At 73.4% G+C, this 26,647-nt stretch carries 22 protein-coding genes and 4 tRNA genes; 19 read left to right on the top strand and 7 right to left on the bottom strand.

Going from position 1 to position 26,647, the window contains the following annotated elements; genetic code table 11:
* Positions 1-28 precede the first annotated feature (28 nt).
* Entirely contained in the window at positions 29-1,522 is a 1,494-nt protein-coding gene (locus SERN_RS11920; protein WP_135850314.1) for an SDR family oxidoreductase, read from the bottom strand.
* Positions 1,523-1,615: 93 nt separating this feature from the next.
* Between SERN_RS11920 and hrpB the strand changes: the two genes are divergently transcribed.
* Positions 1,616-4,117 carry an ATP-dependent helicase HrpB gene (gene hrpB / locus SERN_RS11915; protein ID WP_135850313.1) on the top strand — a complete coding sequence of 834 codons (2,502 nt, stop codon included), beginning with the start codon at positions 1,616-1,618 and terminating at the stop codon, positions 4,115-4,117.
* A gap of 166 nt (positions 4,118-4,283) precedes the next feature.
* Here the strand turns inward: hrpB and SERN_RS11910 are convergent.
* The 3 genes from SERN_RS11910 to SERN_RS11900 form a co-directional block, all read right to left on the bottom strand.
* Positions 4,284-4,358, bottom strand: a tRNA-Val gene (locus tag SERN_RS11910).
* Positions 4,359-4,367: 9 nt separating this feature from the next.
* A tRNA-Cys gene (locus SERN_RS11905) sits at positions 4,368-4,438 on the bottom strand.
* Positions 4,439-4,482: 44 nt separating this feature from the next.
* Positions 4,483-4,554 (bottom strand) — tRNA-Gly (locus SERN_RS11900).
* Positions 4,555-4,709: 155 nt separating this feature from the next.
* On the opposite strand from SERN_RS11900, the gene SERN_RS11895 reads away from it, so the two are divergent.
* The 18 genes from SERN_RS11895 (at position 4,710) to SERN_RS11810 (ending at position 23,519) form a co-directional block, all read left to right on the top strand.
* A complete protein-coding gene (locus SERN_RS11895) occupies positions 4,710-5,555 on the top strand; it encodes an aminotransferase class IV (protein ID WP_135850312.1) in 846 nt (281 codons plus the stop codon).
* Positions 5,556-5,641: 86 nt separating this feature from the next.
* Positions 5,642-5,716, top strand: a tRNA-Val gene (locus tag SERN_RS11890).
* 107 nt (positions 5,717-5,823) lie between these two features.
* Positions 5,824-7,848, top strand: a complete 2,025-nt coding sequence (gene thrS / locus SERN_RS11885) for a threonine--tRNA ligase (RefSeq protein WP_135850311.1) — start codon at positions 5,824-5,826, stop codon at positions 7,846-7,848.
* Between the two features lie 2 nt (positions 7,849-7,850).
* Positions 7,851-8,501, top strand: coding sequence for an HIT family protein (locus SERN_RS11880; RefSeq protein WP_408640869.1), 651 nt, complete (start codon positions 7,851-7,853; stop codon positions 8,499-8,501).
* Positions 8,501-9,127: a phosphatidylinositol phosphate synthase gene (gene pgsA / locus SERN_RS11875; protein ID WP_135850310.1), complete on the top strand. Its 627-nt coding sequence runs from the start codon at positions 8,501-8,503 to the stop codon at positions 9,125-9,127. Before SERN_RS11880 ends, pgsA begins: the two co-directional genes overlap by 1 nt.
* Entirely contained in the window at positions 9,124-10,077 is a 954-nt protein-coding gene (locus SERN_RS11870; protein ID WP_135850309.1) for a phosphatidylinositol mannoside acyltransferase, read from the top strand. The genes pgsA and SERN_RS11870 overlap by 4 nt, the downstream gene beginning before the upstream one ends.
* Positions 10,078-10,081: 4 nt before the next feature.
* Complete coding sequence (locus tag SERN_RS11865) at positions 10,082-11,209, top strand: glycosyltransferase family 4 protein (protein WP_135850308.1); 1,128 nt, start codon at positions 10,082-10,084, stop codon at positions 11,207-11,209.
* A complete protein-coding gene (locus SERN_RS11860) occupies positions 11,206-11,778 on the top strand; it encodes a hypothetical protein (protein WP_135850307.1) in 573 nt (190 codons plus the stop codon). The genes SERN_RS11865 and SERN_RS11860 overlap by 4 nt, the downstream gene beginning before the upstream one ends.
* A gap of 53 nt (positions 11,779-11,831) precedes the next feature.
* Positions 11,832-13,175, top strand: a complete 1,344-nt coding sequence (locus tag SERN_RS11855; protein ID WP_135850306.1) for a PrsW family intramembrane metalloprotease — start codon at positions 11,832-11,834, stop codon at positions 13,173-13,175.
* A gap of 2 nt (positions 13,176-13,177) precedes the next feature.
* Positions 13,178-13,810, top strand: a complete 633-nt coding sequence (locus SERN_RS11850; protein ID WP_135850305.1) for an NUDIX hydrolase — start codon at positions 13,178-13,180, stop codon at positions 13,808-13,810.
* Between the two features lie 73 nt (positions 13,811-13,883).
* A complete protein-coding gene (locus SERN_RS11845) occupies positions 13,884-14,648 on the top strand; it encodes a YebC/PmpR family DNA-binding transcriptional regulator (RefSeq protein ID WP_135850304.1) in 765 nt (254 codons plus the stop codon).
* A gap of 127 nt (positions 14,649-14,775) precedes the next feature.
* Positions 14,776-15,432 carry a crossover junction endodeoxyribonuclease RuvC gene (ruvC, locus tag SERN_RS11840; RefSeq protein ID WP_135850552.1) on the top strand — a complete coding sequence of 219 codons (657 nt, stop codon included), beginning with the start codon at positions 14,776-14,778 and terminating at the stop codon, positions 15,430-15,432.
* 88 nt (positions 15,433-15,520) lie between these two features.
* On the top strand, positions 15,521-16,129 hold the full coding sequence (ruvA, locus tag SERN_RS11835; protein WP_135850303.1) for a Holliday junction branch migration protein RuvA: 609 nt from the start codon (positions 15,521-15,523) through the stop codon (positions 16,127-16,129).
* A 7-nt stretch (positions 16,130-16,136) separates the two neighbouring features.
* Positions 16,137-17,156 (top strand): Holliday junction branch migration DNA helicase RuvB, encoded by a 1,020-nt coding sequence (ruvB, locus tag SERN_RS11830; protein ID WP_135850551.1) that lies wholly within the window; start codon positions 16,137-16,139, stop codon positions 17,154-17,156.
* A gap of 112 nt (positions 17,157-17,268) precedes the next feature.
* Complete coding sequence (locus SERN_RS11825; RefSeq protein ID WP_135850302.1) at positions 17,269-17,748, top strand: preprotein translocase subunit YajC; 480 nt, start codon at positions 17,269-17,271, stop codon at positions 17,746-17,748.
* A gap of 65 nt (positions 17,749-17,813) precedes the next feature.
* The gene (gene secD, locus SERN_RS11820; protein ID WP_233251650.1) at positions 17,814-19,958 is read left to right on the top strand and encodes a protein translocase subunit SecD; all 2,145 of its coding nucleotides are present in this window, start codon (positions 17,814-17,816) and stop codon (positions 19,956-19,958) included.
* The gene (secF, locus tag SERN_RS11815; RefSeq protein ID WP_135850301.1) at positions 19,958-21,049 is read left to right on the top strand and encodes a protein translocase subunit SecF; all 1,092 of its coding nucleotides are present in this window, start codon (positions 19,958-19,960) and stop codon (positions 21,047-21,049) included. The genes secD and secF overlap by 1 nt, the downstream gene beginning before the upstream one ends.
* 115 nt (positions 21,050-21,164) lie before the next feature.
* Positions 21,165-23,519 (top strand): RelA/SpoT family protein, encoded by a 2,355-nt coding sequence (locus SERN_RS11810; RefSeq protein ID WP_135850300.1) that lies wholly within the window; start codon positions 21,165-21,167, stop codon positions 23,517-23,519.
* Here the strand turns inward: SERN_RS11810 and SERN_RS11805 are convergent.
* The 3 genes from SERN_RS11805 to SERN_RS15850 all read right to left on the bottom strand — a co-directional run bounded on the left by SERN_RS11805 (position 23,444) and on the right by SERN_RS15850 (position 26,611).
* Positions 23,444-24,166 carry a hypothetical protein gene (locus SERN_RS11805; RefSeq protein WP_135850299.1) on the bottom strand — a complete coding sequence of 241 codons (723 nt, stop codon included), beginning with the start codon at positions 24,164-24,166 and terminating at the stop codon, positions 23,444-23,446. The genes SERN_RS11810 and SERN_RS11805 overlap by 76 nt on opposite strands.
* 130 nt (positions 24,167-24,296) lie before the next feature.
* Positions 24,297-26,267 carry a DUF349 domain-containing protein gene (locus SERN_RS11800; protein ID WP_233251649.1) on the bottom strand — a complete coding sequence of 657 codons (1,971 nt, stop codon included), beginning with the start codon at positions 26,265-26,267 and terminating at the stop codon, positions 24,297-24,299.
* Positions 26,264-26,611: a peptidylprolyl isomerase gene (locus SERN_RS15850; protein ID WP_233251648.1), complete on the bottom strand. Its 348-nt coding sequence runs from the start codon at positions 26,609-26,611 to the stop codon at positions 26,264-26,266. The genes SERN_RS11800 and SERN_RS15850 overlap by 4 nt, the downstream gene beginning before the upstream one ends.
* Between the last annotated feature and the right edge of the window lie 36 nt (positions 26,612-26,647).

Genomic DNA, 26,647 nt, shown 5'->3' with positions numbered 1-26,647 from the left:
TCGCCCCGCCCCCGAGCGCGGGTGCCCGTCACCAGGCGGCGCGCTCGTAGTCCTTCAGGAAGCAGCCGAACAGCAGCTCGCCGCTCTCGCCGCGCACGATCGGGTCGTAGACGCGTGCGGCGCCGTCGACGAGGTCCAGGGGAGCGTGGAAACCCTCCTGCGCGAGCCGGATCTTGGTGGTGTGCGGGCGCTCGTCGGTGATCCAGCCGGTGTCGACGCTCGTCATGTAGATCCCGTGCTCGGCGAGCTCGCCGGCGCTCGTGCGCGTGAGCATGTTGACGGCCGCCTTGGCCATGTTCGTGTGCGGGTGACCCGGACCCTTGTAGCCGCGGTTGAACACGCCCTCCATGGCGGAGACGTTGACGACGTAGGCGCGCCCGGTCGAGGTCGCGGTCATCGCCGCGCGCAGCCGCGAGAGCAGGATGAACGGCGCGGTCGAGTTGCACAGCTGCACCTCCAGCAGCTCCATCGGATCGACGTTCTCGACCGTGGCGACCCAGCTGTTGTGGTCGACCTCGTCGGGGAGCAGGCCGCCCGCGTCGATGGCCGTGCCGGCGAGGTGCCGCTCGAGCGACGCGCTGGCCGCGACCAGGGCCTCGCGCGCGACCCCGCCGGGAGCCAGCGCGGTGCTCGGAAGGTCGGTCACGGACCCGGCCAGCATGGCCGGGTGGGCGGCGCTGGTGCGGCCGAACGTGATGGTCGGGACGTCGGGGTCGCCGGGCAGCTCGCGCAGCTCGGCCTCGGCCAGCGCGGAGTAGGAGCCGGGGGAGCGGCGCACGGTCTGCGCGGCGTTGTTGACGAGGATGTCCAGCGGACCGCGCGCGGCGACCTCGTCCGCCAGCGCGACGACCTGGGCCGGGTCGCGCAGGTCGATGCCGACGATCGTGAGGCGGTGCAGCCAGTCGGCGCTGTCGTCCATCGCCGCGAACCGGCGCCCGGCGTCGCGCGGGAAGCGCGTGGTGATGGTGAGGTCGGCGCCGTCGCGCAGGAGTCGCAGCGCGATGTACATGCCGATCTTGGCGCGGCCGCCGGTGAGCAGCGCGCGGCGGCCGGTCAGGTCCGTGCGGGCGTCGCGCTTGGCGTGGTTGACGACGGAGCACTCGGGGCAGAGCTGGTGGTAGAACCAGTCGACCTGCGTGAAGTCCCGCTTGCAGACGTAGCAGGGCTGCGGCTGCAGCAGCGTGCCGGCGAGTCCGCGGTCGGTCACGGCCGAGGAGGGCAGCAGCCCCTGCGTCTCGTCGTCGATGCGGCCGGGGCTGCCCGTCGCGGTGGCGGCGATGACCGCGGCGTCGTGCGCGAGCTCGTCGCGGCGCTTCTCGTCGCGCCGGAACTTCTTCGCCAGCTTGTACAGGCCCGAGGTCGCGCGGCGCGCGGCGACCATGTCGGGGTGCCCGGTCTCGAGGCGGGTGACCTGGGCGGCCACGCGGAGGAAGACGGCCATGTCGTCGGGGTCGACGCCGGGGCCGAAGGTGATCGGGTCGGCGGCGTCGTCGGGCAGCGTGGCGGAGGGGGAGTGGCTCATGAGGATCCTGGGGGAGAAGCGGGACCAGGTCGCATCCGCCGCTGATCGGGGGCCGTGGCCGCGAACATCCTACCGGGAGGGCAGACTCGAGGCGTGCCCGACCCGATCGCCGCCCTGCTCGCCGCCCCGCCGGACCTCCCCGTCGCCGAGGTGCTGCCCGCGATCGCGACGGCGCTGGCGGAGCGGGGCGTCGCCGTCGTGCACGCACCTCCGGGGACGGGCAAGACCACGCTGGTGCCGCCCCTGGTGGCGCGCGACCGGCCAGGCCGCGTCGTCGTGACGCAGCCGCGTCGACTGGCGGCGCGCGCGGCGGCCCGCCGGCTCGCGCAGCTGCTCGGGGAGGAGGTCGGGGGCACGGTCGGGTGGAGCGTGCGCGGCGACCGTCGCGTCGGCCCGGGCACGCGGGTCGAGTTCGTGACCACCGGTGTGCTGCTGCGGCGCCTGCAGCGCGATCCGGAGCTGGCGGGGACCTCCGCCGTCGTGCTGGACGAGGTGCACGAGCGCGCCGTCGACGCCGATCTGCTCCAGGCGATGCTGCACGAGGTGAGGCACGCGCTGCGGCCGGACCTCGCGGTCGTGGCGATGTCCGCGACGCTCGAGTCCGAGCGGCTCGCGACGCTGTGGGGCGACGACGCGGGTCCCGCTCCCGAGGTCACCTCGCCCGGCGGGCTGTTCGCCGTGGCGGAGGTGTGGTGCCCGCCGGCGCGGCCGGTCGTGCGCACCGACGACCGCGGGACGACGCGGGCGTGGATCGCGCACGTCGCCGCGACGGCCCGGCGCGCCGTGGCCGAGCGGACCGGCGACGTGCTGGTGTTCGTGCCGGGCGTGGGCGAGGTGGAGGAGGTGGCGCGGTCCCTGGCCGGGGTGGCCGACGGCGGCGGCCCGCTCGAGGTCCTGCGCCTGCACGGCCGCCTCGACGCGCGCGAGCAGGACCGCGCGCTGCGACCGGGGGTCGGACGGCGCGTCATCGTCTCGACGGCGGTCGCCGAGTCCTCGGTCACGGTGCCGGGGGTGCGCGTGGTCGTGGACGCCGGGCTCGCGCGCGAACCGCGGACCGACCACGCGCGCGGGCTCGCGGGACTGGTGACGGTGCTGGTCAGCCGCGACGGGGCGACCCAGCGGGCCGGCCGGGCGGGGCGCGAGGGTCCCGGTGCCGTCTACCGGCCCTGGACGCAGGGCGACCACGCGCGTCTCGCCCCGCACCGGCTGCCCGAGATCCTCACGGCCGACCTCACCGAGCTGGTCCTCGCGGCGGCGTGCTGGTCGCGCGAGGGCGTGACCGGGCTCGCCCTGCTGGACCCGCCGCCCGCACCCGCGCTCGAGGCGGCGACCTCGGCGCTGCGCGCGCTGGGGGCGATGGCGGTCGACGGGGGTGTGACCGCCCGCGGCCGGGCGATGGCCGACGTGCCCGTGCACCCGCGGCTGGCACGTGCGCTGATCGACGGGGCCGCGCTGGTGGGACGGCGGCGCGCGGCGGAGGTGGTCGCGATGCTGAGCGAGGACGTGCGCGTGGCGGACGCGGATCTGACGGCGGCGCTGCGGGGGCTGCGGCGCGGTGGTCGCGCGGGAGCGGGCGGTGAGTGGGCTCGCGCCGTCGAGCAGCTGATGGCGACGGCACGGACGCTGGACCTGCCGCGGGCGGCGGCGGACGATGGCGCCGCCGGGGCGCCGGAGGACGGTGCCGCGGCCCAGGTCGTCGCCCTCGCCTACCCCGACCGCATCGCGAGGCTGCGTCCCGACGGCGGCGCGTACCTGCTGACGTCGGGCACCGGTGCGGTGCTGGCGGACGCGTCCCCGCTGCGGGGTGCGGCCTGGCTCGCGGTCGCCGACGCCGGTCGCACCCCCGGCAGGCGCGACGCCGTCATCCGGTCGGCCGTCCCGCTGGACGAGGAGACCGCCGTGGCGGCCGCCCCCGCGCTGCTCGCGGTGCGCGAGGAAGTCACGTTCGAGGGCGGTCGCCTGCGCGCCCGGACGGTGCGCGTGCTCGGGGCGGTCGAGCTGCGCTCCAGCCCGCTGCCGGACCCGCCGCCCGCGCTCGTGGTCGCGGCGCTGCAGCGCGTGCTGCGCAGGGACGGCCTCGACGCGCTGGCGTGGTCGGAGTCGGCGACGACGCTGCGCACCCGGCTGGCGTTCCTGCACGAGCACCTGGGCGAGCCGTGGCCGGCCGTCGACGACGACGCTCTGCTGGACCACCTCGACGGCTGGCTGCTCGGGCGCCGGGTGAGCCGTCTGAGCGACCTGCGCCGCCTGGACATGGTGGCGGCGCTGCGACAGCTCCTGCCGTGGCCGGAGGCGGCGCGGCTGGACGAGCTGGCGCCGGAACGCGTGACGCTGCCGAGCGGTCGCAGCGTGCGCCTGGACTACTCCGGGGCGGCGCCCGCCGCGGCGGTCAAGCTCCAGGACGCGTTCGGGCTGCGGGAGACGCCGCGGCTCGCGGACGGGCGCGTCGCCGTCGTGATGCACCTGCTCTCACCGGCGGGTCGTCCGGCCGCGATCACGGCGGACATGGCCTCGTTCTGGGCGACGGGGTACACCGCGGTCAGGTCGGACCTGCGCGGCCGCTACCCCAAGCACGCCTGGCCGGAGAAGCCCTGACGACGGGCCCGCCACCCGCGGCGCGGCGCCTCAGCCGTGAGAGCGACCCTCGCGCCGTGGGAGCGACCACCGACACGTCGCTCTCGCGGCGCACGGGTCGCTCTCACGGATGAGGCGCCGGGGACGACGAAGGCCCCGGACCACATGGTCCGGGGCCGTCGTGAGCTGGTGGGCGATACTGGGATCGAACCAGTGACCTCTTCCGTGTCAGGGAAGCGCGCTACCGCTGCGCCAATCGCCCAGGTGTGCGAGGTGGGTACGGGATTCGAACCCGTGTATACGGCTTTGCAGGCCGCTGCCTCGCCTCTCGGCCAACCCACCGTGGCTGGATCCCCTGGCGGGGAAGCCCTCCCTGGGTCCTTCCGAGCGGATGACGAGATTCGAACTCGCGACCCTCACCTTGGCAAGGTGATGCGCTACCACTGCGCCACATCCGCATGCTCCGTGGTGGTCAGCCCTGCGGTGTCCCGCCGTGCCGTTCCCCGGTGCGGTGTAGACATTAGCCCAGCATTTCGCTGAGCACCAAATCGGCAGGATTCCGCGGGTCGCGAGACGCCTCCCCGGACCCCCCGAGGTGGCATGATTCGTTGGCATGACAACGATCGCGTGGTTCGACGGCCGTCTCGTGGACCCGCGGGGTGCACACCTGAGCGTGCTCGACCACGGCTTCGTCGTCGGCGACGGGGTGTTCGAGACCTGCGAGCTGCTCGACGGCGAACCCTTCGCCCTGACCCGCCACCTCGCGCGGTTGACCACCTCGGCGGTCGGTCTCGGCATCGACCCGCCGCAGGACGCGGTGGTGCGCGACGCCGTCGCCCAGGTCTCGGCCGCCTGGAACGAGGCCGAGCCCGGCGTCGTCGCCCGCCTGCGCATCACGTGGACCGCGGGGCTCGGCCCGCTCGGGTCCGACCGGCTCGGGGGACCGGGGACGCTCGTCGTCGCGGCGTCGGCCGCACCCCGGCACGGCGACGCCAAGGTGCACGTGGTCCCGTGGACGCGCAACGAGCGCGGAGCGCTCGCCGGTCTCAAGACGACGTCCTACGGCGAGAACGCGCTCGCCCTGGCGCGGGCACGGGCCCACGGCGCCGGCGAGGCCATCTTCGGCAACAACCGCGGCGAGCTGTGCGAGGGCACCGGCACGAACGTGTTCCTCGAGGACGAGCGCGGTCTCCTGACGCCGCCGCTCACGTCGGGCGCGCTGGCCGGGGTGACGCGCGCGCTCGTCCTGGACTGGGCCGCCGAGGCCGGCATCCCGGTCCGCGAGGAGACGGTGCCGCTGAGCGCGATCCACACCGCGGCGCACGTGGCGCTGACGTCCTCGACGCGGGGCATCTCGCCCGTCGTCGAGGTCGACGGCGTGCGCAAGGAGCCCGGTCGGCTCACCCTGGCGATGGGGGAGCTGTTCCCGCTCAAGCAGCGCGAGAACCTGGACCCCTGAGGGCCGCGAACGCCGCCAGCGCGCCGATTCGGCAGCCCGGCCGTTCTCGGCTACTATCGACAGGCCGCACGGTGAGAACCGTGCTCGGGCGATTAGCTCAGCGGTAGAGCGCCTCGTTCACACCGAGGAGGTCACTGGTTCGAGACCAGTATCGCCCACCACGCACGTCACGCCCCCGGACCCGCGGTCCGGGGGCGTCGTCGTTCTCCCGACGGGGCCTGGGCAGTAGGCTCCAGGGGTCCTTCCGCTACCTCGTCTGGAGTCCGCTGTGCCCGAGATCCACCTCACCCTCGACGGCGTTCCTACCGTGATCGAGGCGGGGACGACGGCGATCGCGCTCCTGGCCAAGGAGCGCACGGTCGTGGCGGTGCGGGTCGACGGCGAGCTGCGCGACCTCGACCGCGAGCTGCCCGCGGACGCGAGCGTCGAGCGCGTCACGATCGACTCGCCCGACGGGCTCGCGATCCTGCGCCACTCCGCCGCCCACGTGCTGGCCCAGGCCGTGCAGCAGATCAACCCGGACGCCAAGCTCGGCATCGGCCCGCCGATCACCGACGGCTTCTACTACGACTTCGACGTCGAGACGCCGTTCACGCCCGAGCAGCTCACCGAGCTCGACAAGGTCATGGGCCGGATCATCAAGGAGGGCCAGACCTTCCGCCGTCGCGTCGTCACGGAGGACGAGGCCCGCGCCGAGCTCGCGCACGAGCCGTACAAGCTCGAGCTCATCGGACTCAAGAGCGCCGTCTCGGACGACGAGCAGTCGGTCGGCGAGGGCGCGAGCGTCGAGGTCGGCGCCGGTGAGCTGACGATCTACGACAACGTGCGCGGCGCCGGTCGCGAGACCGAGGCCGTGGTCTGGAAGGACCTGTGCCGCGGCCCGCACCTGCCCAGCACCCGTCTCATCGGCAACGGCGTGCAGCTCATGCGCAGCGCCGCCGCCTACTGGCGCGGCAGCGAGAAGAACCCGCAGCTCCAGCGCGTCTACGGGACGGCCTGGCCGACCAAGGACGAGCTGCGCGCCTACACCGAGCGCCTGGCGGAGGCCGAGCGTCGCGACCACCGCCGCCTCGGCACCGAGCTGGACCTGTTCTCCTTCCCCGACGAGATCGGCTCCGGCCTCGCCGTCTTCCACCCGCGCGGCGGCGTCGTCCGCATGGAGATGGAGGAGTACTCGCGCAAGCGGCACATCGAGGCCGGCTACGAGTTCGTCTACTCCCCGCACGCGACCAAGGGCAAGCTGTTCGAGGTCTCGGGCCACCTGGACTGGTACGCCGACGGCATGTACCCGCCGATGCAGCTCGACGCCGAGTACCACGCCGACGGCACGGTCAAGCGCGAGGGGCAGGACTACTACCTCAAGCCGATGAACTGCCCGATGCACAACCTGATCTTCGATGCGCGCGGCCGCTCCTACCGCGAGCTCCCGCTGCGGCTGTTCGAGTTCGGCACGGTCTACCGCTACGAGAAGTCCGGCGTCGTGCACGGCCTCACGCGCGCCCGGGGCTTCACGCAGGACGACGCGCACATCTACACCACGCGCGAGCAGATGCGCGAGGAGCTCACCAGCCTGCTGACCTTCGTGCTCGACCTGCTGAAGGACTACGGCCTGGAGGACTTCTACCTCGAGCTGTCCACGCGCAACCCCGAGAAGTCGGTCGGTGACGACGCGACCTGGGAGGAGGCGACGCAGACGCTCAAGGAGGTCGCCGAGGCCTCGGGTCTCGACCTCGTGCCCGACCCGGGTGGCGCCGCGTTCTACGGCCCCAAGATCTCGGTCCAGGCCAAGGACGCGATCGGCCGCACCTGGCAGATGTCGACGATCCAGCTCGACTTCAACCTGCCGGAGCGGTTCGACCTCACCTACCAGGCCGCCGACGGGTCGCGTCAGCGCCCCGTGATGATCCACCGTGCCCTGTTCGGCTCGATCGAGCGGTTCTTCGCGGTGCTCCTGGAGCACTACGCCGGGGCGTTCCCCGCGTGGCTCGCTCCCGTCCAGGTGCTGGCCGTGCCGGTCGCCGAGCCCTTCAACGACTACCTCATCGACGTCGCCAAGCAGCTCAAGGCCGCCGGCGTGCGCGCCGAGGTCGACCTCAGCGACGACCGCTTCAACAAGAAGATCCGCAACGCCACCAAGGAGAAGGTGCCGTTCGTGCTGATCGCGGGCGGTGAGGACGCCGAGGCCGGGGCCGTCTCCTTCCGCTACCGCGACGGCACGCAGCGCAACGGCGTCCCGATCGCGGAGGCGATCGAGATCGTCCGGACCGCGATCGACACGCGCGTCCAGGTCTGAGCGTGACCGGCCTCGAGCCCGGGACGGGCGCCACGCCCGCTCGGGACGCAGCAGACGCGGCGGCCGCGCCACCCGCGGAGGACCCCGCGTCCTTCGCGGGCGACGCCGACGCGTTCCAGCGCCTGTGGACCCCGCACCGGATGGTCTACATCGACGGCGCGGACAAGCCCACCGACGCCGGCGAGCAGCGGTGCCCGTTCTGCACGGTGCCGCGGCGCTCCGACGTGGACGGCCTCGTGGTGGCGCGCGGTGCGCTCGCCTACGTCGTGCTCAACCTCTACCCCTACAACCCCGGGCACCTCATGGTCGTGCCCTACCGCCACGTCGCCGGGTACCCCGAGCTGACGACGCCGGAGGTCGCCGAGATCGGCTCCCTCACGCAGGGCGCGATGCGGGTGCTGCGGGCGACGTCGGCCCCGACCGGGTTCAACCTCGGCGTCAACCAGGGGCAGACCGGGGGAGCGGGCATCGCCGCGCACCTGCACCAGCACGTGGTGCCGCGCTGGGGCGGCGACGCCAACTTCATGCCGATCGTGGCGGGGACCAAACCGCTGCCGCAGCTGCTCGGCGCGACGCGCGACGCGCTCGCCGCCGCGTGGGCGGAGCACAGCGGGAGCGACGCCGTCGCCCGCCCCGCCGGGACGGAGACCTGATGCTCAAGCACCTGCGCACGATCGTCGGCAAGATCCTGCGGCCCGTCGCCGCGCTCCTGCTCCGCCTCGGCCTGACGCCCGACGTCGTCACGGTGATCGGCACGCTCGGCGCGATGGTCGGTTCGCTCGGCCTCATCGCCCGCGGCCAGCTGTTCGCCGGCACCATGGTCATCACGTTCTTCGTGCTGTTCGACGTGCTCGACGGCACCATGGCCCGCCTCGCCGGCACGTCCGGTCCGTGGGGCGCCTTCCTGGACTCCGTGCTCGACCGGTTCGCCGACGGCGCGCTGTTCTCCGCGCTCGCCATCCACCTGGTGCTGACCGACCAGCCCGTCGGCGCCGCGGCCGCCCTCGCGTGCCTGGTCCTGGGCAGCATCGTGCCGTACACCCGTGCCAAGGCGGAGTCGATCGGACACACCGCCACCGTCGGCATCGCCGAACGCGGCGACCGGCTGCTCATCGCCCTCGTGGCCACCGGGCTGGTCGGGCTCGGCCTGCCGGCGGTGGTGCTCGTCGTGGTGCTGGTCGTGCTGGCGCTCCTGAGCCTGGCGACGGCGATCCACCGGATGCTCCACGTGCGGCGGCAGATCGTGGCCGCCGGTCGGGCCGGTGGGACCCCGTCGTGAGGCGCCCCACCACCACCGACCTCTACGTCCTGGCCTGGCGGCACGTCCGCCGGCTGCCCGATCCGCTGGTGCGCGGCGCCGCGCACCTCGTGGCCGACGTCGTGTGGCTGACGCGGACAGCGGGCGTGAGGCAGCTGAGCCGCAACCTGGCTCGCCTGCGACCGGACCTCGACCCCCGCGCCCTGAGCCGCACCACGCGCGCCGGGATGCGCTCCTACCTGCGCTACTTCGTCGAGGCGTTCCAGCTGCCCGGCTGGTCGCCCGAGCGGATCGACGCGCGCGTCCGCGCCACGGGCACGCAGCACGTCCGCGACGTGATCGACGCCGGGGAGAGCCTCGTGCTGGCCCTGGGGCACACCGGCAACTGGGACCTCGCCGGGGCCTGGGCCTCGCGGCACCTCGGGCCCGTCCTGACGGTGGCGGAGAAGCTGCCCGACGGCCTGTACGAGGAGTTCGTCGCGTTCCGCGGTTCCCTGGGCATCGAGATCGTGCCGCTCGAGGGCGGCACCACGTTCCGCCGGCTCACCCGGCTCGCGCGCGCGAAGCCGCAGCTCGTGCCGCTGCTGGCCGACCGCGACCTGACGGCCCACGGCGTGGAGGTCGACCTGCTCGGCACGCCGGCGCGGGTCGCGGCCGGACCCGCGACCCTCGCGCTCGTGGGCGGGCACGCCCTGCTTCCCGCGGCGCTGTCCTACGAGCGGCTGCACGGGGAGCGTCGACGGCGGGCGGGCACCCCCTGGGGGCTGCTGATCGAGTTCGGCGAGCCCGTGGCCACGAGGACGCCCGACGGCGTCCGGCGCGACGTCGTCGCGGTGACGCAGGACTGGGTGACGGCCCTGTTCACCGCCGTCGCCCGGTCGCCGCAGGACTGGCACATGCTGCAGAAGGTCTTCCTGGCCGACCTCGACCCCGCGCGGCTGACCGACGTCCCGCGCGCCGAGGGGGCCTGAGCGGATGCGGATCGGCATCGTCTGTCCCTACTCCCTCGACGCCCCCGGCGGCGTCCAGGTCCACGTCACCGACCTCGCCGCGCGACTGATCGGCCAGGGCCACGAGGTCAGCGTGCTCGCGCCCGCCGACGACGACACCCCGGTGCCCGACTTCGTCGAGGCCACCGGGCGGAGCCTCGCGGTGCGCTACAACGGTTCGGTGGCCCGCCTGGCGTTCGGCCCCGTGACCGCCCGGCGCGTGCACGGCTGGCTCGAGGACGGTGACTTCGAGGTCCTGCACATCCACGAGCCGCTCGTCCCGAGCGTCGGGCTGATCGCGCTCTGGCAGGCGGAGGTGCCCGTCGTCGCGACGTTCCACACGGCCAACGACCGCTCGCGCGCGATGCAGGTCGCCTACCCGATGCTTCGCCCGACGCTCGAGCGCATCACCGCCAGGATCGCCGTCTCCGAGGAGGCCAGGCGCACGGTGGTCGAGCACATGGGGGGCGACGCGATCGTCATCCCCAACGGTGTCGAGCTGGACCTGTTCCGCGACGCCGAGCGCCGTCCGGCGTGGGTCGGGACGCCCGACCGGCCGACGCTGGCCTTCCTCGGGCGCACCGACGAGCCGCGCAAGGGCCTCGGCGTCCTCCTCGCCGCGCTGCCCTCGATCGTCGCGGCGGTCCCGGGCGTGCGGATCCTCGTCGCGGGCCGGGGCGACCTGACCCAGGCGCGCGAGGTCGCCACCCGGTACCCCGGGGTGCTCGAGCTGCTGGGCGAGGTGACCGAGGTGGACAAGGCCGCGCTGCTGCGGTCGGTCGACCTGTACATCGCCCCGCAGACCGGCGGCGAGAGCTTCGGCATCGTGCTGGTGGAGGCGATGGCGGCGGGCGCCGGCGTCGTGGCGAGCAACCTGTCGGCGTTCCGGCGGGTGCTGCAGGAGGGTCGTGCCGGGACGCTCTTCGAGGTCGGCGACGGCGAGTCGCTGGCCCGCGCCGTCGTCGCCGCGCTCGCCGACCCCGACCGGGTGGACACCGTCCGCACGAGCGCATCGGCGTGGTGCCGCCAGTACGGGTGGGACGTCGTGGTGGCGCAGATCCTCGACGTCTACCAGCTCGCGGCGGGCGAGGCCGAGAAGGTGGTGGCGCGATGACCGCGGAGATCGTCCTCGCCGTCGTGGTGGTGCTGGTGCTGCTGGTCTGGCTCGTGCTGGCCAAGGCGAACCGCCTCGACCTGCTGCACCAGAAGATCACCAGGACCGCGGCGACCCTCGACGCGCAGCTGCTGCGCCGCGCCGGCCAGGCGGCCGAGCTCGCGGCGACCGGTCGGCTGGACCCCGCCTCCTCGCTCGTGCTCGCCGGGGCCGCCGACGCGTGCCTCACCACCGGGCAGGACCTGGAGCTCCCCGTCGACGCCGAGCGCTCCCTCCCCGGGCGCGCCACGCTGACTCAGGAGCGGGAGGTCGTGGAGAGCGACCTGTCACGCGTGCTCCGGCAGGCGCTCGAGGGTGCGGGCGACGGCGGCCCGTCCGACCTCGCGATCGTGGCCGACGTCGTCGCGACCGGGCGCCGCGTCGAGATGGCGCGGCGGTTCCACAACGACGCCGTGACCCAGACCGTCCGCATCCGCGGGCAGGCGATGGTGCGCCTCCTGCGGCTGGCGGGCAACGCCCGGCTGCCGCGCACGTTCGAGATGGACGACACCCCGCCGCGCCTGGGCTGACGCCCGCCGGTCCGTTCGTCCCCGCGCGCGTGCCCGCCACTAGGGTGGGCGCCATGTCGAGTGGCTATCCCGGACCGTCGTCGTCCAACCCTTATCCGGCGCCGTCCCGGCCTCCCGCGTCCGACCGTCAGCCCGGTCCGTACGGCCAGCCCGGTCAGCCCGGTGGGTACGGTCGGCCCGGCTACGGCCAGCAGGCGGCCCTCGGCCGGCCGGACGGCTACGGACAGCCCCAGCAGCACGGCCAGTCGGCGCAGCAGCACCCCCAGATCTGGCACGGCGGCCAGCGCTCCAGCGCGCTGGGGACCGGCACGATCGTCGCGCTCTGCGTGGTCGGCTTCGCCGGCATCTGGGGTCTGTGGATCGCGCTGAGCCAGGTCGGTCCCGCGCCGGCCGCCATCGGCTTCATCGCCGCGCTGATCCCGCTCGCCGCGGTCCTGGCGGTCGTCATGTGGCTCGACCGCTGGGAGCCCGAGCCCAAGGTCATGCTCCTCATCGCGCTGCTGTGGGGTGCCGGGGTCTCGGTCGTGCTGTCGTTCTACGGCAACACCGCGGTCACGACGAGCTTCTACGAGGCCACGGGCGACATCGACGGGGCGAACCTGGTGGGCGCCGTCGTCTCCGCCCCGATCGTGGAGGAGACCACCAAGGGCCTCGGCGTGCTCCTGATCTTCCTCCTGCGGCGCAAGTACTTCGACGGCGTGGTGGACGGCATCGTCTACGCCGCGGTCGTGGCCGCCGGCTTCGCCTTCACCGAGAACATCATCTACTTCGGCCGCTCGGTCGACTTCCTGCCGCAGATCTTCTTCATGCGCGGGATCATGTCGCCGTTCGCGCACATCCTGTTCACGGCGTGCGTCGGCATCGCGCTCGGCATCGCCTCGCGGCACCGCAACGCCTCGGCCGTGTGGTGGCTGTTCCCGCTCGGCCTGCTGGGCTCGGCCGCGCTGCACGCCCTGTGGAACGCCTCGGCCAGCCTCGGCGGGGTGACCGGCAGCGAGGGCACGTTCTTCCTCGTCTACGGGCTGGTGCAGATCCCGCTCTTCGTGGCCGCGGTCGTGCTGGTGTTCTGGCTCAGGCGCCAGGAGAGCGCGGCGATCCGCGCGCGCCTGACGGAGTACGCCGGCGCGGGCTGGTTCGCGCCGCACGAGATCGAGATGGTCGCCTCGCTGCGCACCCGGGCGCAGGCCAGGGCCTGGGCGAGCAGGCTCGGACCGAACGCCGGCGCCGCCATGAAGCGTTTCCAGAAGGATGCGACGTCGCTGGCCTACATGCGTCAGCGCGCGGTCAGCGGACGGGCCGACCTGCGCACGCACAGCTCGACGGAGCAGGAGCTGCTCGCCGCCATCTCCGCCGACCGGCAGGCGTTCCAGGCCGCCGCACCGCAGGCGTTCCGCTGATCGTGCCGCAGGAAGCACAGGAGCCGCAGGAACGACAGGAGTCCTTCCAGCCCGGCGAGGGCTGGCTGGTCGGGCAGGACGGCGTGCCGTACCGGTACGCCGCGCGCGTCCTCCTGCTGGACGCCGACGACCGACTCCTCCTCGTGCGCGCGCACGACGCCGACCAGGTCGAGCGGACCTGGTGGTTCACCGTGGGCGGTGGCATCGACGCGGGCGAGACCCCCCGGGCGGCCGCCGTCCGCGAGGTCGCCGAGGAGACCGGACTCGTGATCGACGCCGACGCGCTGGTCGGCCCGGTGGCGAGCCGCTGGGCCGTGTTCGACTTCTTCGCCAGGAGCGTCCGCCAGCACGAGGTGTTCTTCGTGCACCGGCTGGCCGAGGTGGGCACGGCGGCGCAGGACCTGAGCACCGCGGGCTGGACCGCGGTGGAGCGCTCGTTCGTCGACGAGCTCGGCTGGTGGAGCCCCGAGGAGCTGCGAGCGATCGACGGCGAGGTGTTCCCCGCCCGGCTGCCCGAGCTGCTCGCGCACGTGCTGGAGCACCTGCCGCGCTCCGACGGTCCGGCCGCCGGGGCGCGCACCGGCTGGGCCCCCGAGGTCTGGGACCTCACGGAGTCCGGGCCGGCCCGCCGGTAGGATCGAGCCCGGTCGCACGCCACCCACGCAGTCGCGGGTGTGCGGGCAAGTCAACGGACGAAAGGTGAGAACCATGTCGGGTCACTCCAAGTGGGCCACCACGAAGCACCAGAAGGCCGCGAAGGACGCCAAGCGCGGCAAGCTCTTCGCGAAGCTGGTCAAGAACATCGAGGTCGCGGCGCGCACCGGCGGCGGGGACCCCGTGGGCAACCCCACGCTCTACGACGCCATCCAGAAGGCCAAGAAGACGTCCGTCCCGAACGAGAACATCGATCGCGCTGTCAAGCGGGGCTCCGGCCAGGAGGCCGGCGGCGCGCAGTACGACACGATCATGTACGAGGGCTACGGCCCCGGCGGTGTCGCGGTGCTCGTGGAGTGCCTCACCGACAACCGCAATCGTGCCGCCGCCGAGGTGCGCCTCGCGTTCAGCCGCAACGGTGGGTCGATGGCCGATCCCGGCAGCGTGTCCTACCTGTTCTCGCGTCGCGGCGTCGTCGTGGTCCCCAAGGCCGAGGACCTGACCGAGGACGACGTCCTGGTCGCGGTGCTCGACGCCGGGGCCGAGGAGGTCAACGACCTGGGGGAGTCCTTCGAGGTGCTGAGCGCTGCCAGCGACTTCGTCGCGGTCCGCAAGGCCGTCCAGGAGGCCGGCCTCGACTACGACTCCGCCGAGGCGTCGTTCGTGCCGTCGGTCGAGGTCGAGGTCGACGTCGAGGGCGTGCGCAAGGTGCTCCGGCTCATCGACGCGCTCGAGGACTCCGACGACGTGCAGAACGTGTTCGCCAACTTCGACGCCTCCGACGAGGTCATGGCGGCGCTGGACGACGACGAGGACTGATGCGCGTGTCGGGGCCCGTCACGGGGCTCGGGGACGTGCGAGAGTGACGAACGTGAGCCAGCCGTCGGTCGCCCCGCGCGAGGGTCGCGACGCCGATCGCCGACCCGCGCTGGCTCGCGGACGCACGATCCTCGGCGTCGATCCCGGTCTGACGCGCTGCGGCCTCGGAGCCATCACCGCCACCGCCGGCCGCGTCGTGCGGATCGTGGACGTCGGCGTGGCGACCAGCTCGCCCGACACCCCGCTCGAGCTCAGGCTGCTCCAGATCAGCACCGTGATCGACGAGTGGATCGACCGGCTGCGGCCCGACGCGGTCGCCGTCGAGCGCGTGTTCGCGCAGTCCAACGTCTCCACGGTCACGGGCACCGCCCAGGTGGCGGGGCTGGCGATGGTCGCGGCCGCGCGCCGCGGCATCCCCGTCGAGCTCCACACCCCCAGCGAGGTCAAGGCCGCGATCACGGGCAACGGCCGCGCCGAGAAGGAGCAGATCACCACCATGGTGACGCGCATCCTCGGTCTCGCGAGCGCGCCCCGACCCGCCGACGCCGCCGACGCCCTCGCGCTCGCGATCTGCCACGCCTGGCGCTCGCCCGCGGGCAGGCCCGTGGCGGCGGTGGCGACCGCGACGATCGAGGTCGACGACGAGCCGAGCGGTCCGGCCGCCGCGTCGCCGGCGAACGGGGCCGCACCGACCGCCGCCCAGGCCCTGTGGCTCGAGGCGGAGCGCCGCTCGCGCCGGACCGCGCGGCGCGTCGCGCCCGCACGGGGCAGCGTCGGGCGCTAGCCTTCCTTCGTACAGGTGTTCGCTCCGCCGGTCGAGTTCTCCGGCGCGGCCCAGCCGGCCCACGCGCCGGCGAGAGGAGTTCGTCGGCATGATCGCACTGGTACGGGGCGAGGTCGTCTCGATCGGGTTGGACCACGCCGTCGTCCTCGCCTCGGGGCTCGGGCTGAAGGTCCTGGCGACGCCGGCCGCACTCGCCGGTCTGCGCGTCGGCGTCGAGGCCACGCTGCACACGGCGTTCGTGGTGCGCGAGGACTCCCAGACGTTGTTCGGCTTCGACGAGGCCGACGAGCGCGACGTCTTCGACACGCTCATGACGGTGAGCGGCGTCGGACCCCGGCTCGCGCTCGCCACCCTGGCCGTCCACACGCCCGACGCGCTGCGCCGGGCCGTCGCGGGCGACGACCTGAACGCCCTCCAGCGCGTGCCCGGCATCGGCCGCAAGGGTGCGCAGCGCATGGTGCTCGAGCTCGCGGGCAAGCTGGGCGCGGCCACCGGGGCGCTCGAGGCGCCGGCCACCGCAGCGCCGGCCGGGATCGCCCCGGACGTCGTCGAGGCCCTTGTCGGGCTCGGGTGGAACGCGCGCGCCGCGGAGGCGGCCGTGACCGCCGTGACGGAGCGCGGCGAGGCCTCGGCCGACGACGCCGCCGGGATCCTGCGGGCGGCGCTGCGCGAGCTCGCCGGGGTGCCGCGTGGCTGACGGCGGGATGGACGCCGTGATGGCGGCCGAGGCCGACGAGATCGAGCGCGCGGCCGAGGCGGCCCTGCGCCCGCGACGGCTGGCGGACTTCGTCGGTCAGCGCGTGGTGCGCGACCAGCTCTCGCTCGTGCTCGACGCCGCCGTCGCCCGCCACCGCCAGCCCGACCACGTGCTGCTCGCCGGACCGCCGGGACTCGGCAAGACCACGCTGGCGATGATCATCGCCGGCGAGGTCGGCGCCGCGCTGCGCCTGACGTCCGGTCCGGCGATCACGCACGCGGGTGACATGGCGGCGATCCTGTCGGCGCTGCAGGAGAACGACGTCCTGTTCATCGACGAGATCCACCGTCTGGCGCGTCCCGCCGAGGAGATGCTCTACCTCGCGATGGAGGACTTCCGGGTCGACGTCGTGGTGGGCAAGGGTGCGGGGGCGACGGCGATCCCGCTGTCGCTGCCGCCCTTCACGCTCGTCGGCGCGACCACGAGGGCCGGGTTGCTGCCGGCGCCGCTGCGCGACCGGTTCGGCTTCACCGGGCACATGGACTTCTACGAGGTCGCCGACCTCGAGCGCGTGCTGCACCGCTCGGCGCGCCTGCTCGCGATCGAGCTCGACGACGAGGCGGCTCACGAGATCGCCAGCCGTTCGCGCGGGACGCCCCGCATCGCCAACCGCCTCCTGCGCCGCGTCCAGGACTGGGCGCAGGTGCGCGGCACCGGGGTGGCCGACGTCGCCGCGGCGCACGCCGCGCTGGACGTGTTCGAGGTCGACCCGCGCGGTCTCGATCGACTCGACCGCGCCGTGCTGCGGAGCCTGTGCGAGCGGTTCTCCGGGGGACCGGTCGGGCTGACCTCGATCGCCATGGCGATCGGCGAGGAGCCGGAGACGGTCGAGACCGTGGCCGAACCGTTCCTGCTGCGCGAGGGCTTCCTCTCCCGCACGCCTCGCGGCCGGGTGGCGACGCCGGCCGCGTGGCGCCACCTCGGGCTCCCCGTCCCCGACGGCGGTCCGTCGCGGCTGTTCGACTGACGACGGCCGTTCGAGCACCCGGGACGCGGTCCCGGAGGGCCCGCACGCACCTGTGGGTTGCGTCACCTAGACTCGTGCGCGGCCCTTCCCCCGACGAAAGACTCCTCTCCTCATGTTTGCTGAAGGTGGCGGCTCCAACGTGCTGCTCATCGGTCTCCTGATCCTGGCCGTCGTGGGGATGTTCTTCATCAGCCGGCGCAACAAGAAGGCCCAGGGGTCCGTGTCGGACTTCCGGACCAGGCTGGCGGCTGGTGACGAGGTCATGACCGCCTCGGGCCAGCTCGGCGTGGTGGTCGCCAAGGACGGCGACGCGGTCACCATCTCCTCGGCCGGCACCCTGTCCACCTGGGTGGTCGCGGCGATCCAGCAGGTGCCGCCGCAGTTCACCGCCGCCGCGGACGCCGCGTTCGGCCGTGCGCCGGCCGTCGACCCCGTGGACGACGAGCAGCAGCTGCTCGCGGGAGACGCGGAGCTCGACGCCGAGCCCGTGAGCCCGGGGGTCGACGTCGACGGCGTCGAGAACCCCCGCACCGACGGCACCGCCGGACCCGACATCGACGGCGGTCCGACGACCCCCGACGTGCGGCGCTGACGCACCCTTCCACTCGCCGGTGCGCCGTGGTGCGCCGGCCCGCGCTTGACTGAAAGAAGATCTCGGTGGCTCGACGCAGCTCGATAGCACGTCCGTTGTACTTCCTGCTCCTGCTCCTCGTGGCGATCTACGGGACCGTGGGCATCGGCAGCGCGACCGCGGATCCGGAGGACGAGGGCGGCGCGTCGTTCGCCCCGAACCTCGCGCTCGACCTCGAGGGCGGGACGCAGCTCATCCTGACGCCGCGCGCGGACGACGGGCAGGAGATCACCTCAGAGGACATCGACCAGGCCATCGCGATCATCCGCCAGCGCGTCGACGGCTCGGGTGTCGCCGAGGCCGAGATCACGAGCCAGGGCGGCAGCAACATCGTCGTCGCGATCCCCGGTGAGGTCGACGAGGAGACCGTCGCCCTGATCACCGCCTCGGCGCAGATGCGGATGCGTCCCGTGCTCCAGGTCGCCAACCCCGGCACGATCGACCCCGCCGCCGTCGCCGCGGCGCAGGCCGCCGCCGAGTCGGCCGCGACCGACCCCACCGCCGTCGACCCGAACGCGGTCGACCCGAACGCGGTCATCGACCCGAACGCCACGGTCGACCCGAGCGCGCCGGCCGACGGCGCCACGGAGACCCCGGCGCCGGACACCGGTGCCGACGGCGCCATGCCCGCCGAGGCCGCCGCCGCCACCGACGCCCCGTCGGACCCGGCGACCGAGACCGCGACGCCGGAGCCCACCGAGGCCGCGACGCCGCCCACCGCCGAGGAGATCGACGCCGCCGCCACGTCGGCGGCCGACCTCGACGGCGACGGCACCATCTCGTCCGAGCCGCTCACCGAGCCGACGAACCCGAGCGACCAGGCGTGGCTGACCGAGCAGGTCTACTACGACCTCTACACGCTCGACTGCACGCTCCCCGAGAACCGTGCGGGCGGCAGTGACGACGACCTCGCGGCGCCCCTCGTGGCGTGCTCGCCCGACGGCACCGCGAAGTACGCCCTCGGCCCGGTCGAGCTCACCGGCTCCGATCTGACGAGCGCGCAGATGGCCTACCAGGCCTCCTCCACGGGCGCCTCGACGAACATCCCGATCGTGCAGATGAACTTCACGAACGAGGGTGGCCAGAAGTTCGCCGACGTCACCACCCGCCTGTCGACCAGCCAGGCACCGCTGAACCAGTTCGCGATCGTGCTCGACGGGCTCGTCATCTCCGCCCCGAGCGTCAACCAGCCCATCCCGAACGGCGAGGCCCAGATCAGCGGCCCGCCGACGGACCCCTTCACGCGGGCCGCCGCGACGACGCTGGCCAACCAGCTCAACTTCGGTTCGCTGCCGCTCACGTTCGAGGTGCAGTCGCAGGAGCAGATCAGCGCCACGCTCGGCACCGAGCAGCTCGAGCGCGGCATGCTCGCCGGCGCCATCGGGCTCGTCCTGGTCCTCGGCTACTCGTTCCTGCAGTACCGCGGCCTCGGCATCGTCACGGTGGCGAGCCTCGTGGTCGCCGGTGCCCTCACCTACGGCCTGATCCTGCTGCTCTCGTGGTGGCAGGGCTACCGGCTCTCGCTGCCGGGTGTGACGGGTCTGATCATCGCGATCGGCGTCACCGCCGACTCCTTCATCGTCTACTTCGAGCGCATCCGCGACGAGGTGCGTGAGGGCCGGACGCTGCAGGCCGCCGTCGACCACGGCTGGATCCGCGCCCGGCGCACGATCCTCGCCTCCGACGCCGTCAACGTCCTCGCGGCCGTGATCCTCTACTTCATCGCCGTCGGCGGCGTGCGCGGCTTCGCGTTCACGCTCGGTCTGACCACCGTGATCGACCTCGTCGTCGTGATCCTGTTCACGCACCCGCTGATGAAGCTGCTCGTCCGGACGAAGTTCTTCGGTCAGGGCCACCGGTTCTCCGGTCTCGACCCGGTCCACCTCGGGGCATCCGTGGCGGCCTACGCCGGCCGCGGCCGTGCCCGCACGGTCGCCGAGCGTGCCGCCATCGTCGCGAACGCCGACACCCGCACCATCGCGCAGCGCAAGGCCGACGAGGCCCGCGCCGAGGCCGAGGCCGCCCAGGCGCAGGCCCACGCCGAGAGCGGGGTGGACTCCGACGTCGTCGTGGCCGCCCCCGTCGGTGCGACCGATCGCGTCGCCGACGGCGACCGCGACACCGCCACCGGCACCACCCGCACGTCCGACACGACCGAGGAGAACCGCTGATGGCCGGCCAGTTCGCCCGCCTGGGCAACGACCTCTACACGGGCAAGCGCAGCTACGACATCGTCGGGAAGCGCAGGGTCTGGTTCATCGCCGCCGTGCTGCTCGTGGCGCTGTCCGGCGTCCTGCTGCTGGCTCGCGGCCTCAACGTGGGCATCGAGTTCCGCGGCGGCTCCGAGTTCACGGTCTCCGGCGCGGCCACGACGTCGTCCGGCCCCGCCGAGGAGGTCCTCCAGGGGATCGCCACCGACCAGGTGGCTCGTGTCTCCGTCGTCGGCGGGGACTCGGTCCGCATCCAGACCGACCAGCTCTCGCAGGAGCAGACCGAGCAGGTCGCCGGATCTCTCGCCGAGGCGTACGAGGTCGATCGCACGGCCGTGACGTCGTCCTTCATCGGCCCGTCCTGGGGTGCCGACATCACGGCCAAGGCGGTCCAGGGCCTGGTGATCTTCCTCGTGCTGGTCGCCATCGTGATGGCGCTCTACTTCCGCACGTGGAGCATGGCCGTCGCGGCCCTCATCGCGCTGCTGCACGACCTCGTCGTGACCGTCGGTCTCTACGCCGGCATCGGGTTCGAGGTGACGCCCGCGAGCGTCATCGGGCTGCTGACGATCCTCGGCTACTCGCTCTACGACACGGTCGTCGTGTTCGACAAGGTCCGCGAGAACACCGCGAACGTGCTCGAGCAGACGCGCGTCACCTACGAGGAGGCCTCCAACCTCGCCGTCAACCAGACGATCGTCCGCTCGATCAACACCTCGGTGGTCGGCATCCTGCCGGTCGCGTCGATCCTGTTCGTCGGCGCGTTCCTGCTGGGGGCCGGCACGCTGCGGGACATCGCGCTCTCGCTGTTCATCGGCATGATCGTCTCGACCGCGTCGTCCATCTTCCTCGCGACGCCGCTCGAGGCGGCGCTGCGGATGCGTCGCCCCGCCTACCGCGAGCACACCGCGCGCGTGCTGGAGCTGCGTGCCGAGTCGGGCGAGGCCGCCGTCGTGTCGAGCTCGGACGTCCGCCCCGAGTCCGAGCGCGTCGTGGCCACGATCCCCGGCATCCACCTCGGCACGACATCGCAGCCGCGCCGCAAGCGCTGAGCGCTCGCGCTCGCCCGACCACCCGCCGTCCGCACCGGACGGCACCCGGCACGACGACGCCCGCACCGGCACTGGCCGGTGCGGGCGTCGTCGTGCGCCCACCTAGGATGGTGTGATGGCGGACGAGACGCGGCAGGAGATCCGGAACCGGGGCGCGGCCGACGCCGTCGCGCCCGTGGTGCCCCGTTCACGCATGCGCAGCACGCTGGTCAGGTTCGGGTCGCGCGGCCACCAGACGCCGCCGGCGATCGAACCGCTGCTGCGCGTGGTCCGTGCGAACCACCCGCGCGTCGACGTCTCGCTCATCGAGCGCGCCTACCTCGTGGCCGAGCGCGCGCACGAGGGACAGCTCCGCAAGAGCGGTGACCCCTACATCACGCACCCGGTCGCCGTCGCGACGATCCTCGCCGAGCTCGGGCTGACCCCGACGACGCTGGCGGCGGCGCTCCTGCACGACACGGTCGAGGACACCGACTACTCCCTGGCCACGCTCCGCAAGGAGTTCGGCGACGAGATCGCCGGGATGGTCGACGGCGTCACGAAGCTCGACAAGGTGACGTTCGGCGAGGCCGCGCAGGCCGAGACGGTCCGCAAGATGGTCGTGGCGATGGCGCGCGACATCCGGGTGCTCGTGATCAAGCTGGCCGACCGCCTGCACAACGCCCGCACGTGGAAGTTCGTCTCCTCGGGCTCCGCCGAGAAGAAGGCCCGCGAGACGCTCGAGATCTACGCGCCGCTCGCGCACCGGCTCGGCATGAACACCATCAAGTGGGAGCTCGAGGACCTGTCCTTCGCGACCCTCTACCCCAAGGTGTACGACGAGATCGTGCGGCTGGTCTCGGAGCGGGCTCCGGCGCGCGAGGAGTATCTCGGCATCGTGCGCGACAGCGTGGTCGAGGACCTCAAGGTCGCTCGGATCCGCTCGACCGTGACCGGGCGCCCGAAGCACTACTACTCGATCTACCAGAAGATGATCGTGCGCGGCCGAGACTTCGCGGACATCTACGACCTCGTGGGCGTGCGCGTCCTGGTCGACTCGGTGCGTGACTGCTACGCGGCGCTCGGTGCGCTGCACGCGCGGTGGAACCCGGTGCCCGGCCGGTTCAAGGACTACATCGCGATGCCGAAGTTCAACATGTACCAGTCCCTGCACACCACGGTGATCGGTCCGAGCGGCAAGCCCGTCGAGATCCAGATCCGCAGCCACGACATGCACCGGCGCGCGGAGTACGGCGTCGCGGCGCACTGGAAGTACAAGGAGCAGCCGGGTGCCGCCGGCGGCACGGCCGCGGGCGGCGGCGAGATGCCGTGGCTGCGCCAGCTCGTCGACTGGCAGCGCGAGACCTCCGACCCCGGGGAGTTCCTCGACTCGCTGCGCTACGAGATGTCGGGCAACGAGGTCTACGTCTTCACCCCCAAGGGTGACGTGATGTCGCTGCCCGGCGGTTCGACGTCGGTCGACTTCGCCTACGCGGTCCACACCGAGGTCGGTCACCGGACGGTGGGGGCCAAGGTGAACGGTCGTCTGGTTCCGCTCGAGTCGGTCCTGGACAACGGCGACACGGTCGAGGTCTTCACCTCCAAGGCCGAGAACGCCGGTCCGAGCCGCGACTGGCTCACCTTCGTCACCTCGCCGCGCGCGCGGAACAAGATCAAGGCGTGGTTCACGCGCGAGCGTCGGGACGAGGCGATCGAGGAGGGCAAGACCGCGATCGCCAAGGTCATGCGCAAGCAGAACCTGCCCATGCAGCGGCTCCTGACGCACGACTCGCTGACCGCGCTCGCGTCCGACATGCGCTATCCCGACGTCACCGCGCTGTACGCCGCGGTGGGTGAGCACCACGTCTCGGCCGCCAACGTCGTCTCGCGTCTCGTCGCGGGCCTGGGCGGCGAGGAGGGCACGACCGAGGACCTCGCCGAGGTCACGCACCCCGGGTCCACCGGTGTCGCCCGGCCGCGCAGCACGAGCGGCGGCGTCATCGTCGCGGGCATGGACGACGTGTGGACCAAGCTCGCCAAGTGCTGCACGCCGGTCCCCGGAGACCCCGTGGTCGGGTTCGTCACGCGGGGCCAGGGCGTCTCGGTGCACCGCGCCGACTGCCCCAACCTCGAGGCGCTGCAGGGCGAGTCCGAGCGGTTCGTGGACGTGTCGTGGTCGCCGGACGCCCAGAGCGTCTTCCTCGTCCAGATCCAGGTCGAGGCGCTCGACCGCGCGCGACTGCTGTCCGACGTCACGCGCGTGCTGTCCGACAACCACGTCAACATCCTGTCCGCCAGCGTCTCCACCTCCCGCGACCGGCTCGCGGTCAGCAAGTTCGTGTTCGAGATGGGGGACACCGCCCACCTGGGCCACGTGCTGCGTGCGGTCCGGGAGATCGACGGGGTCTACGACGTCTACCGCGTCACCGGCGTCCGGCCCGATGCGGCGCCCGTGCCCTCGGGACGCGCCGAGCTGAACGCCAAGGGCTGACCCGACCGCTCCGCCCTCGGGTGGAGGGTGTCGAGCCACGCGCGCGCCTGGCGGGCGCGTGATCGGTTCGCCGTCATCAGGCGGGCCCGGACGGCATCGAGCTCGACACCGGCGGCGACGAGCCTCCCGACCGCCTCGGCGTGGTCGACCGGATCGAGGCCGGACGCGCTGTCCTTCTGCTCGACGGCGTCCCGCGCCAGGTCGCACGCGGTCGTCAGCGGCGACGTCACACGCACGCCTCCCACGACGACGACGTCGCGGTCGCGCAGGACGACGGTGCGGTAGCGCACGGGTCCGAAACGTGCGCGCACGGGACGGGGGACCGTGACGTCCAGGCGCGCCGGTGGTGGCCCGCCGGTGCAGATCCAGGCGGCGGCCAGCAGGCAGACGGTGCCGCCGTCGGCGGGCGACGGGCGACGAGGAAGGTCACCGTCGGCGCGGGAGCGGTCCAGCAGCGTCGCGACGCCACAGGCGACGACCGCGTCGCGCGCCCGGTCGGCCGGGGTGAGCACGACGTCGGCCGCGACGCGCCCGGACCACAGGTGGTCGCCGAGCAGGTCGGCGTCGTCCGGGCCGAGACGCGTGCCGGGGCGCTCGTGCGGCACGCGGACCAGACCCGTGGGGCGGGGCAGCCAGGACGTCGTCATCGCCCGATCATGCCCGGGGCCGGCACGGGTGCGAGGCGCCTGTGGACGGCCGAACGGCCGGTCGCGTGGCGACCGGCCGTCCGGGGTGGTGCGGGTGGTGCTGCGGCGCGGGTGGTGCTGGTGCGATCCGTCAGGCGCCCGAGCTCTGCACGGCCTCGAGCCACTGGCGACGCGTCGCGAGCGCGCTCTCGGCGTCCTTGACCTTGCGGGCGTTCCCGGCGGCCTGCGCGGCGGCGAGGTCGGCCTCGAGCGCGGTGATGGAGTCGAGCAGCTGCGCGGTCGCGCCGTCCACCCGCGCCTTCATCTCGGGGTCGGTGCGACGCATCTCGGCCTGCTCGGCGTCGCGGATGGCCTGCTCGACCGCCCGCAGCCGAGCCTCGGTGCGCTGCATCTCGGCACGGGGCACCTTGCCGGCCTCGTCCCACGCGTCCTGGATCACGCGCACGTTCTTGCGTGCGGCCGCGAGGTCGGTGATCGGCAGGAGCGCCTCCGCCTTCTCCAGGAGCTCGAGCTTGACCGCGAGGTTGGCCTCGTACTCGGTGTCGATCTCGGCGTTGACCTGGGCGCGGGCCCCGAAGAACGTGTCCTGGGCACCCTTGAAGCGGGCCCACAGCGCGTCGTCGTCCTTGCGGCGGCCGCGGGGGGCGACGCGCCACTCGTCCATCAGCGCCCGGAACCGCGAGCCGGTAGGTCCCCAGTCGGTCGAGCCGGCGAGAGCCTCGGCCTGCACGACGAGCTGCTCCTTGACGCCCTTGGCGTCGCTGTTGCGGCGGTCGAGGTCGGAGAAGTGGGCGCGGCGGGCCTTGTCGAAGCTGGTGCGCGCGTGCGAGAACCGCTTCCACAGCGCGTCCTCGGTCGGGCGGTCGATGCGGACACCCGTGCGCTGCGCCTCCTTCCACTCGTCCAGGAGGGCGGTGACCTTGGCGGTCGCGTCGCGCCACTGGATGCGCGCGGCGTCGGTCGCGGCGATGGCCTCGACCTGCTCCACGATCGCGGTGCGCTCGACGATCGCCTGGGCGCGTGCGGCCTCCTTGGCCTTGCGGGCCTCGGCCTGCAGTGCGTCCGCCTGCGAGCCGAGGACGGCCAGGCGCACCCGGAGCGCGGGGAGGTCGCCGACGGCGGCCGGCTCGACGAGCTGCTCCGTGAGCGTGGCCAGCGTGCTCGTGGCCTCCTTCACGGCGATCGTCGGCAGGCGGGTCTCGAGCAGGGCGACCTGGGCCTTGAGGTCGAGGTAGCGGCGCACGTACAGACCGAGGGCCTCGTCGGTGTCGCCACCGGCGAACTGGCCGACCACGCGCTCGTGGTCACCGTCGCGGACCGTGACCGTGCCGTCCTCCGCGACGCTGCCGAACGCGGACGCCGCCTCGATCTCCGCCTTCTCGGCGGCCGGGGTGGGCGCGACGACGGGTGCGGGCGCGGCGTCGGACGCCTCGGCGGCGGCCGGGCGGGCCACCGGACGGGGGACCGGGCGCGGCACGGGGCGCGGCGTCGGGCGGGCTGCGGGGGCTGCTGCCGCGGGGGAGGGCGCCTCGTCAGCGGCCGGTGAATCCTCGGCGGGCACCTCCTCGGCGACGACCGGTGCCTCCTCGGCGACGACCGGTGCCTCCTCGGCGGCCGGGGCCTCGTCCTCGGGCTCGGGTGCGGCGTGCGCCTCGACGACGTCCACGACGATCTCACCCTCGACGGGCGGGTCCTGCGCGGCGACGTCGTCCGCGACGACCTCGTCGGGCGCCGGCGTCTGATCGGCCGTCAGGGTCTCCTCGACCGTCGGCGGCTCGTCGCTCGCCTCGGCGACCGCCACCGTGGACTCCTCGGACGCCGGGACCTCGTCGGCCGTCAGCTCCTCGGCCGAGAGGTCGACGTCGTCGATCCCCTCGGCGAGCGTCTCCTCCAGCGTGAGGTCGAGCTCGGGTGCCGGCGGGATCTCCTCCGCCTCCGTCACCTCCTGCGGCCCGTCCTCCGAGGGCTCGGGCTGCAGCTCGGGCGTCTGCTCGTCCGTCGCGGCGTCCGTCGTGTCGACGTCGCTAAGGGTCGCCTGCGCGACCTCCTCGCTCGCGGGGGTCGACTGCTCGTCGCTGGTGGGTTCGGGTGTGCTAGTCACGAGATGACCGCTTTCTCGATGATGACGTCCGTCGCCGGCCGTCCGTCCGTGGCGCCTGTGTCGATGCCCACGGCACCGACGGACCGAAGTGTCTCCAGTCCCTGGACTACCGTACCGAACACCCCGTGGTTCCAGGCCGCGGCATCGGCGGGTGGGACGGCGCCGTCGGCCGCGGACTGGTTCGTCAGGACGAGTCCGGTCGCCGCCAGCGCCAGCACGAGCCCGATCACCAGGACGATCGCGACGATGCGCCGCTCCCGCCTGACCTTCTCGGCGCGGTCGTGGCGCGCCCTCGACCTCGCGGCGCGGCGCCGCTCCGCCTCGCGTGCCTGCCTGCCGGTCATCGGTCCTCCGCTGCTCGTCCGCGGCGCCCAGCATAG

It is taken from the genome of Serinibacter arcticus, from assembly GCF_004786095.1.
Classification (GTDB): Bacteria; Actinomycetota; Actinomycetes; order Actinomycetales; family Beutenbergiaceae; genus Litorihabitans; species Litorihabitans arcticus.
The sequence above is the reverse complement of the archived record's forward strand: the minus strand, read 5'-3'. Positions and strand labels throughout refer to the sequence as shown.

Coding starts and splice junctions, on each gene's coding strand:
- SERN_RS11920 (WP_135850314.1), bottom strand. CDS start 1,522: ATGAGCCACTCCCCCTCCGCCACGCTGCCCGACGACGCCGCCGACCCG.
- SERN_RS11865 (WP_135850308.1), top strand. CDS start 10,082: ATGCGGATCGGCATCGTCTGTCCCTACTCCCTCGACGCCCCCGGCGGC.
- ruvA (WP_135850303.1), top strand. CDS start 15,521: ATGATCGCACTGGTACGGGGCGAGGTCGTCTCGATCGGGTTGGACCAC.
- secF (WP_135850301.1), top strand. CDS start 19,958: ATGGCCGGCCAGTTCGCCCGCCTGGGCAACGACCTCTACACGGGCAAG.
- SERN_RS11805 (WP_135850299.1), bottom strand. CDS start 24,166: ATGACGACGTCCTGGCTGCCCCGCCCCACGGGTCTGGTCCGCGTGCCG.
- SERN_RS15850 (WP_233251648.1), bottom strand. CDS start 26,611: ATGACCGGCAGGCAGGCACGCGAGGCGGAGCGGCGCCGCGCCGCGAGG.
- SERN_RS11860 (WP_135850307.1), top strand. CDS start 11,206: ATGACCGCGGAGATCGTCCTCGCCGTCGTGGTGGTGCTGGTGCTGCTG.
- SERN_RS11855 (WP_135850306.1), top strand. CDS start 11,832: ATGTCGAGTGGCTATCCCGGACCGTCGTCGTCCAACCCTTATCCGGCG.
- SERN_RS11825 (WP_135850302.1), top strand. CDS start 17,269: ATGTTTGCTGAAGGTGGCGGCTCCAACGTGCTGCTCATCGGTCTCCTG.
- SERN_RS11895 (WP_135850312.1), top strand. CDS start 4,710: ATGACAACGATCGCGTGGTTCGACGGCCGTCTCGTGGACCCGCGGGGT.
- ruvB (WP_135850551.1), top strand. CDS start 16,137: ATGGACGCCGTGATGGCGGCCGAGGCCGACGAGATCGAGCGCGCGGCC.
- pgsA (WP_135850310.1), top strand. CDS start 8,501: ATGCTCAAGCACCTGCGCACGATCGTCGGCAAGATCCTGCGGCCCGTC.
- SERN_RS11810 (WP_135850300.1), top strand. CDS start 21,165: ATGGCGGACGAGACGCGGCAGGAGATCCGGAACCGGGGCGCGGCCGAC.
- SERN_RS11845 (WP_135850304.1), top strand. CDS start 13,884: ATGTCGGGTCACTCCAAGTGGGCCACCACGAAGCACCAGAAGGCCGCG.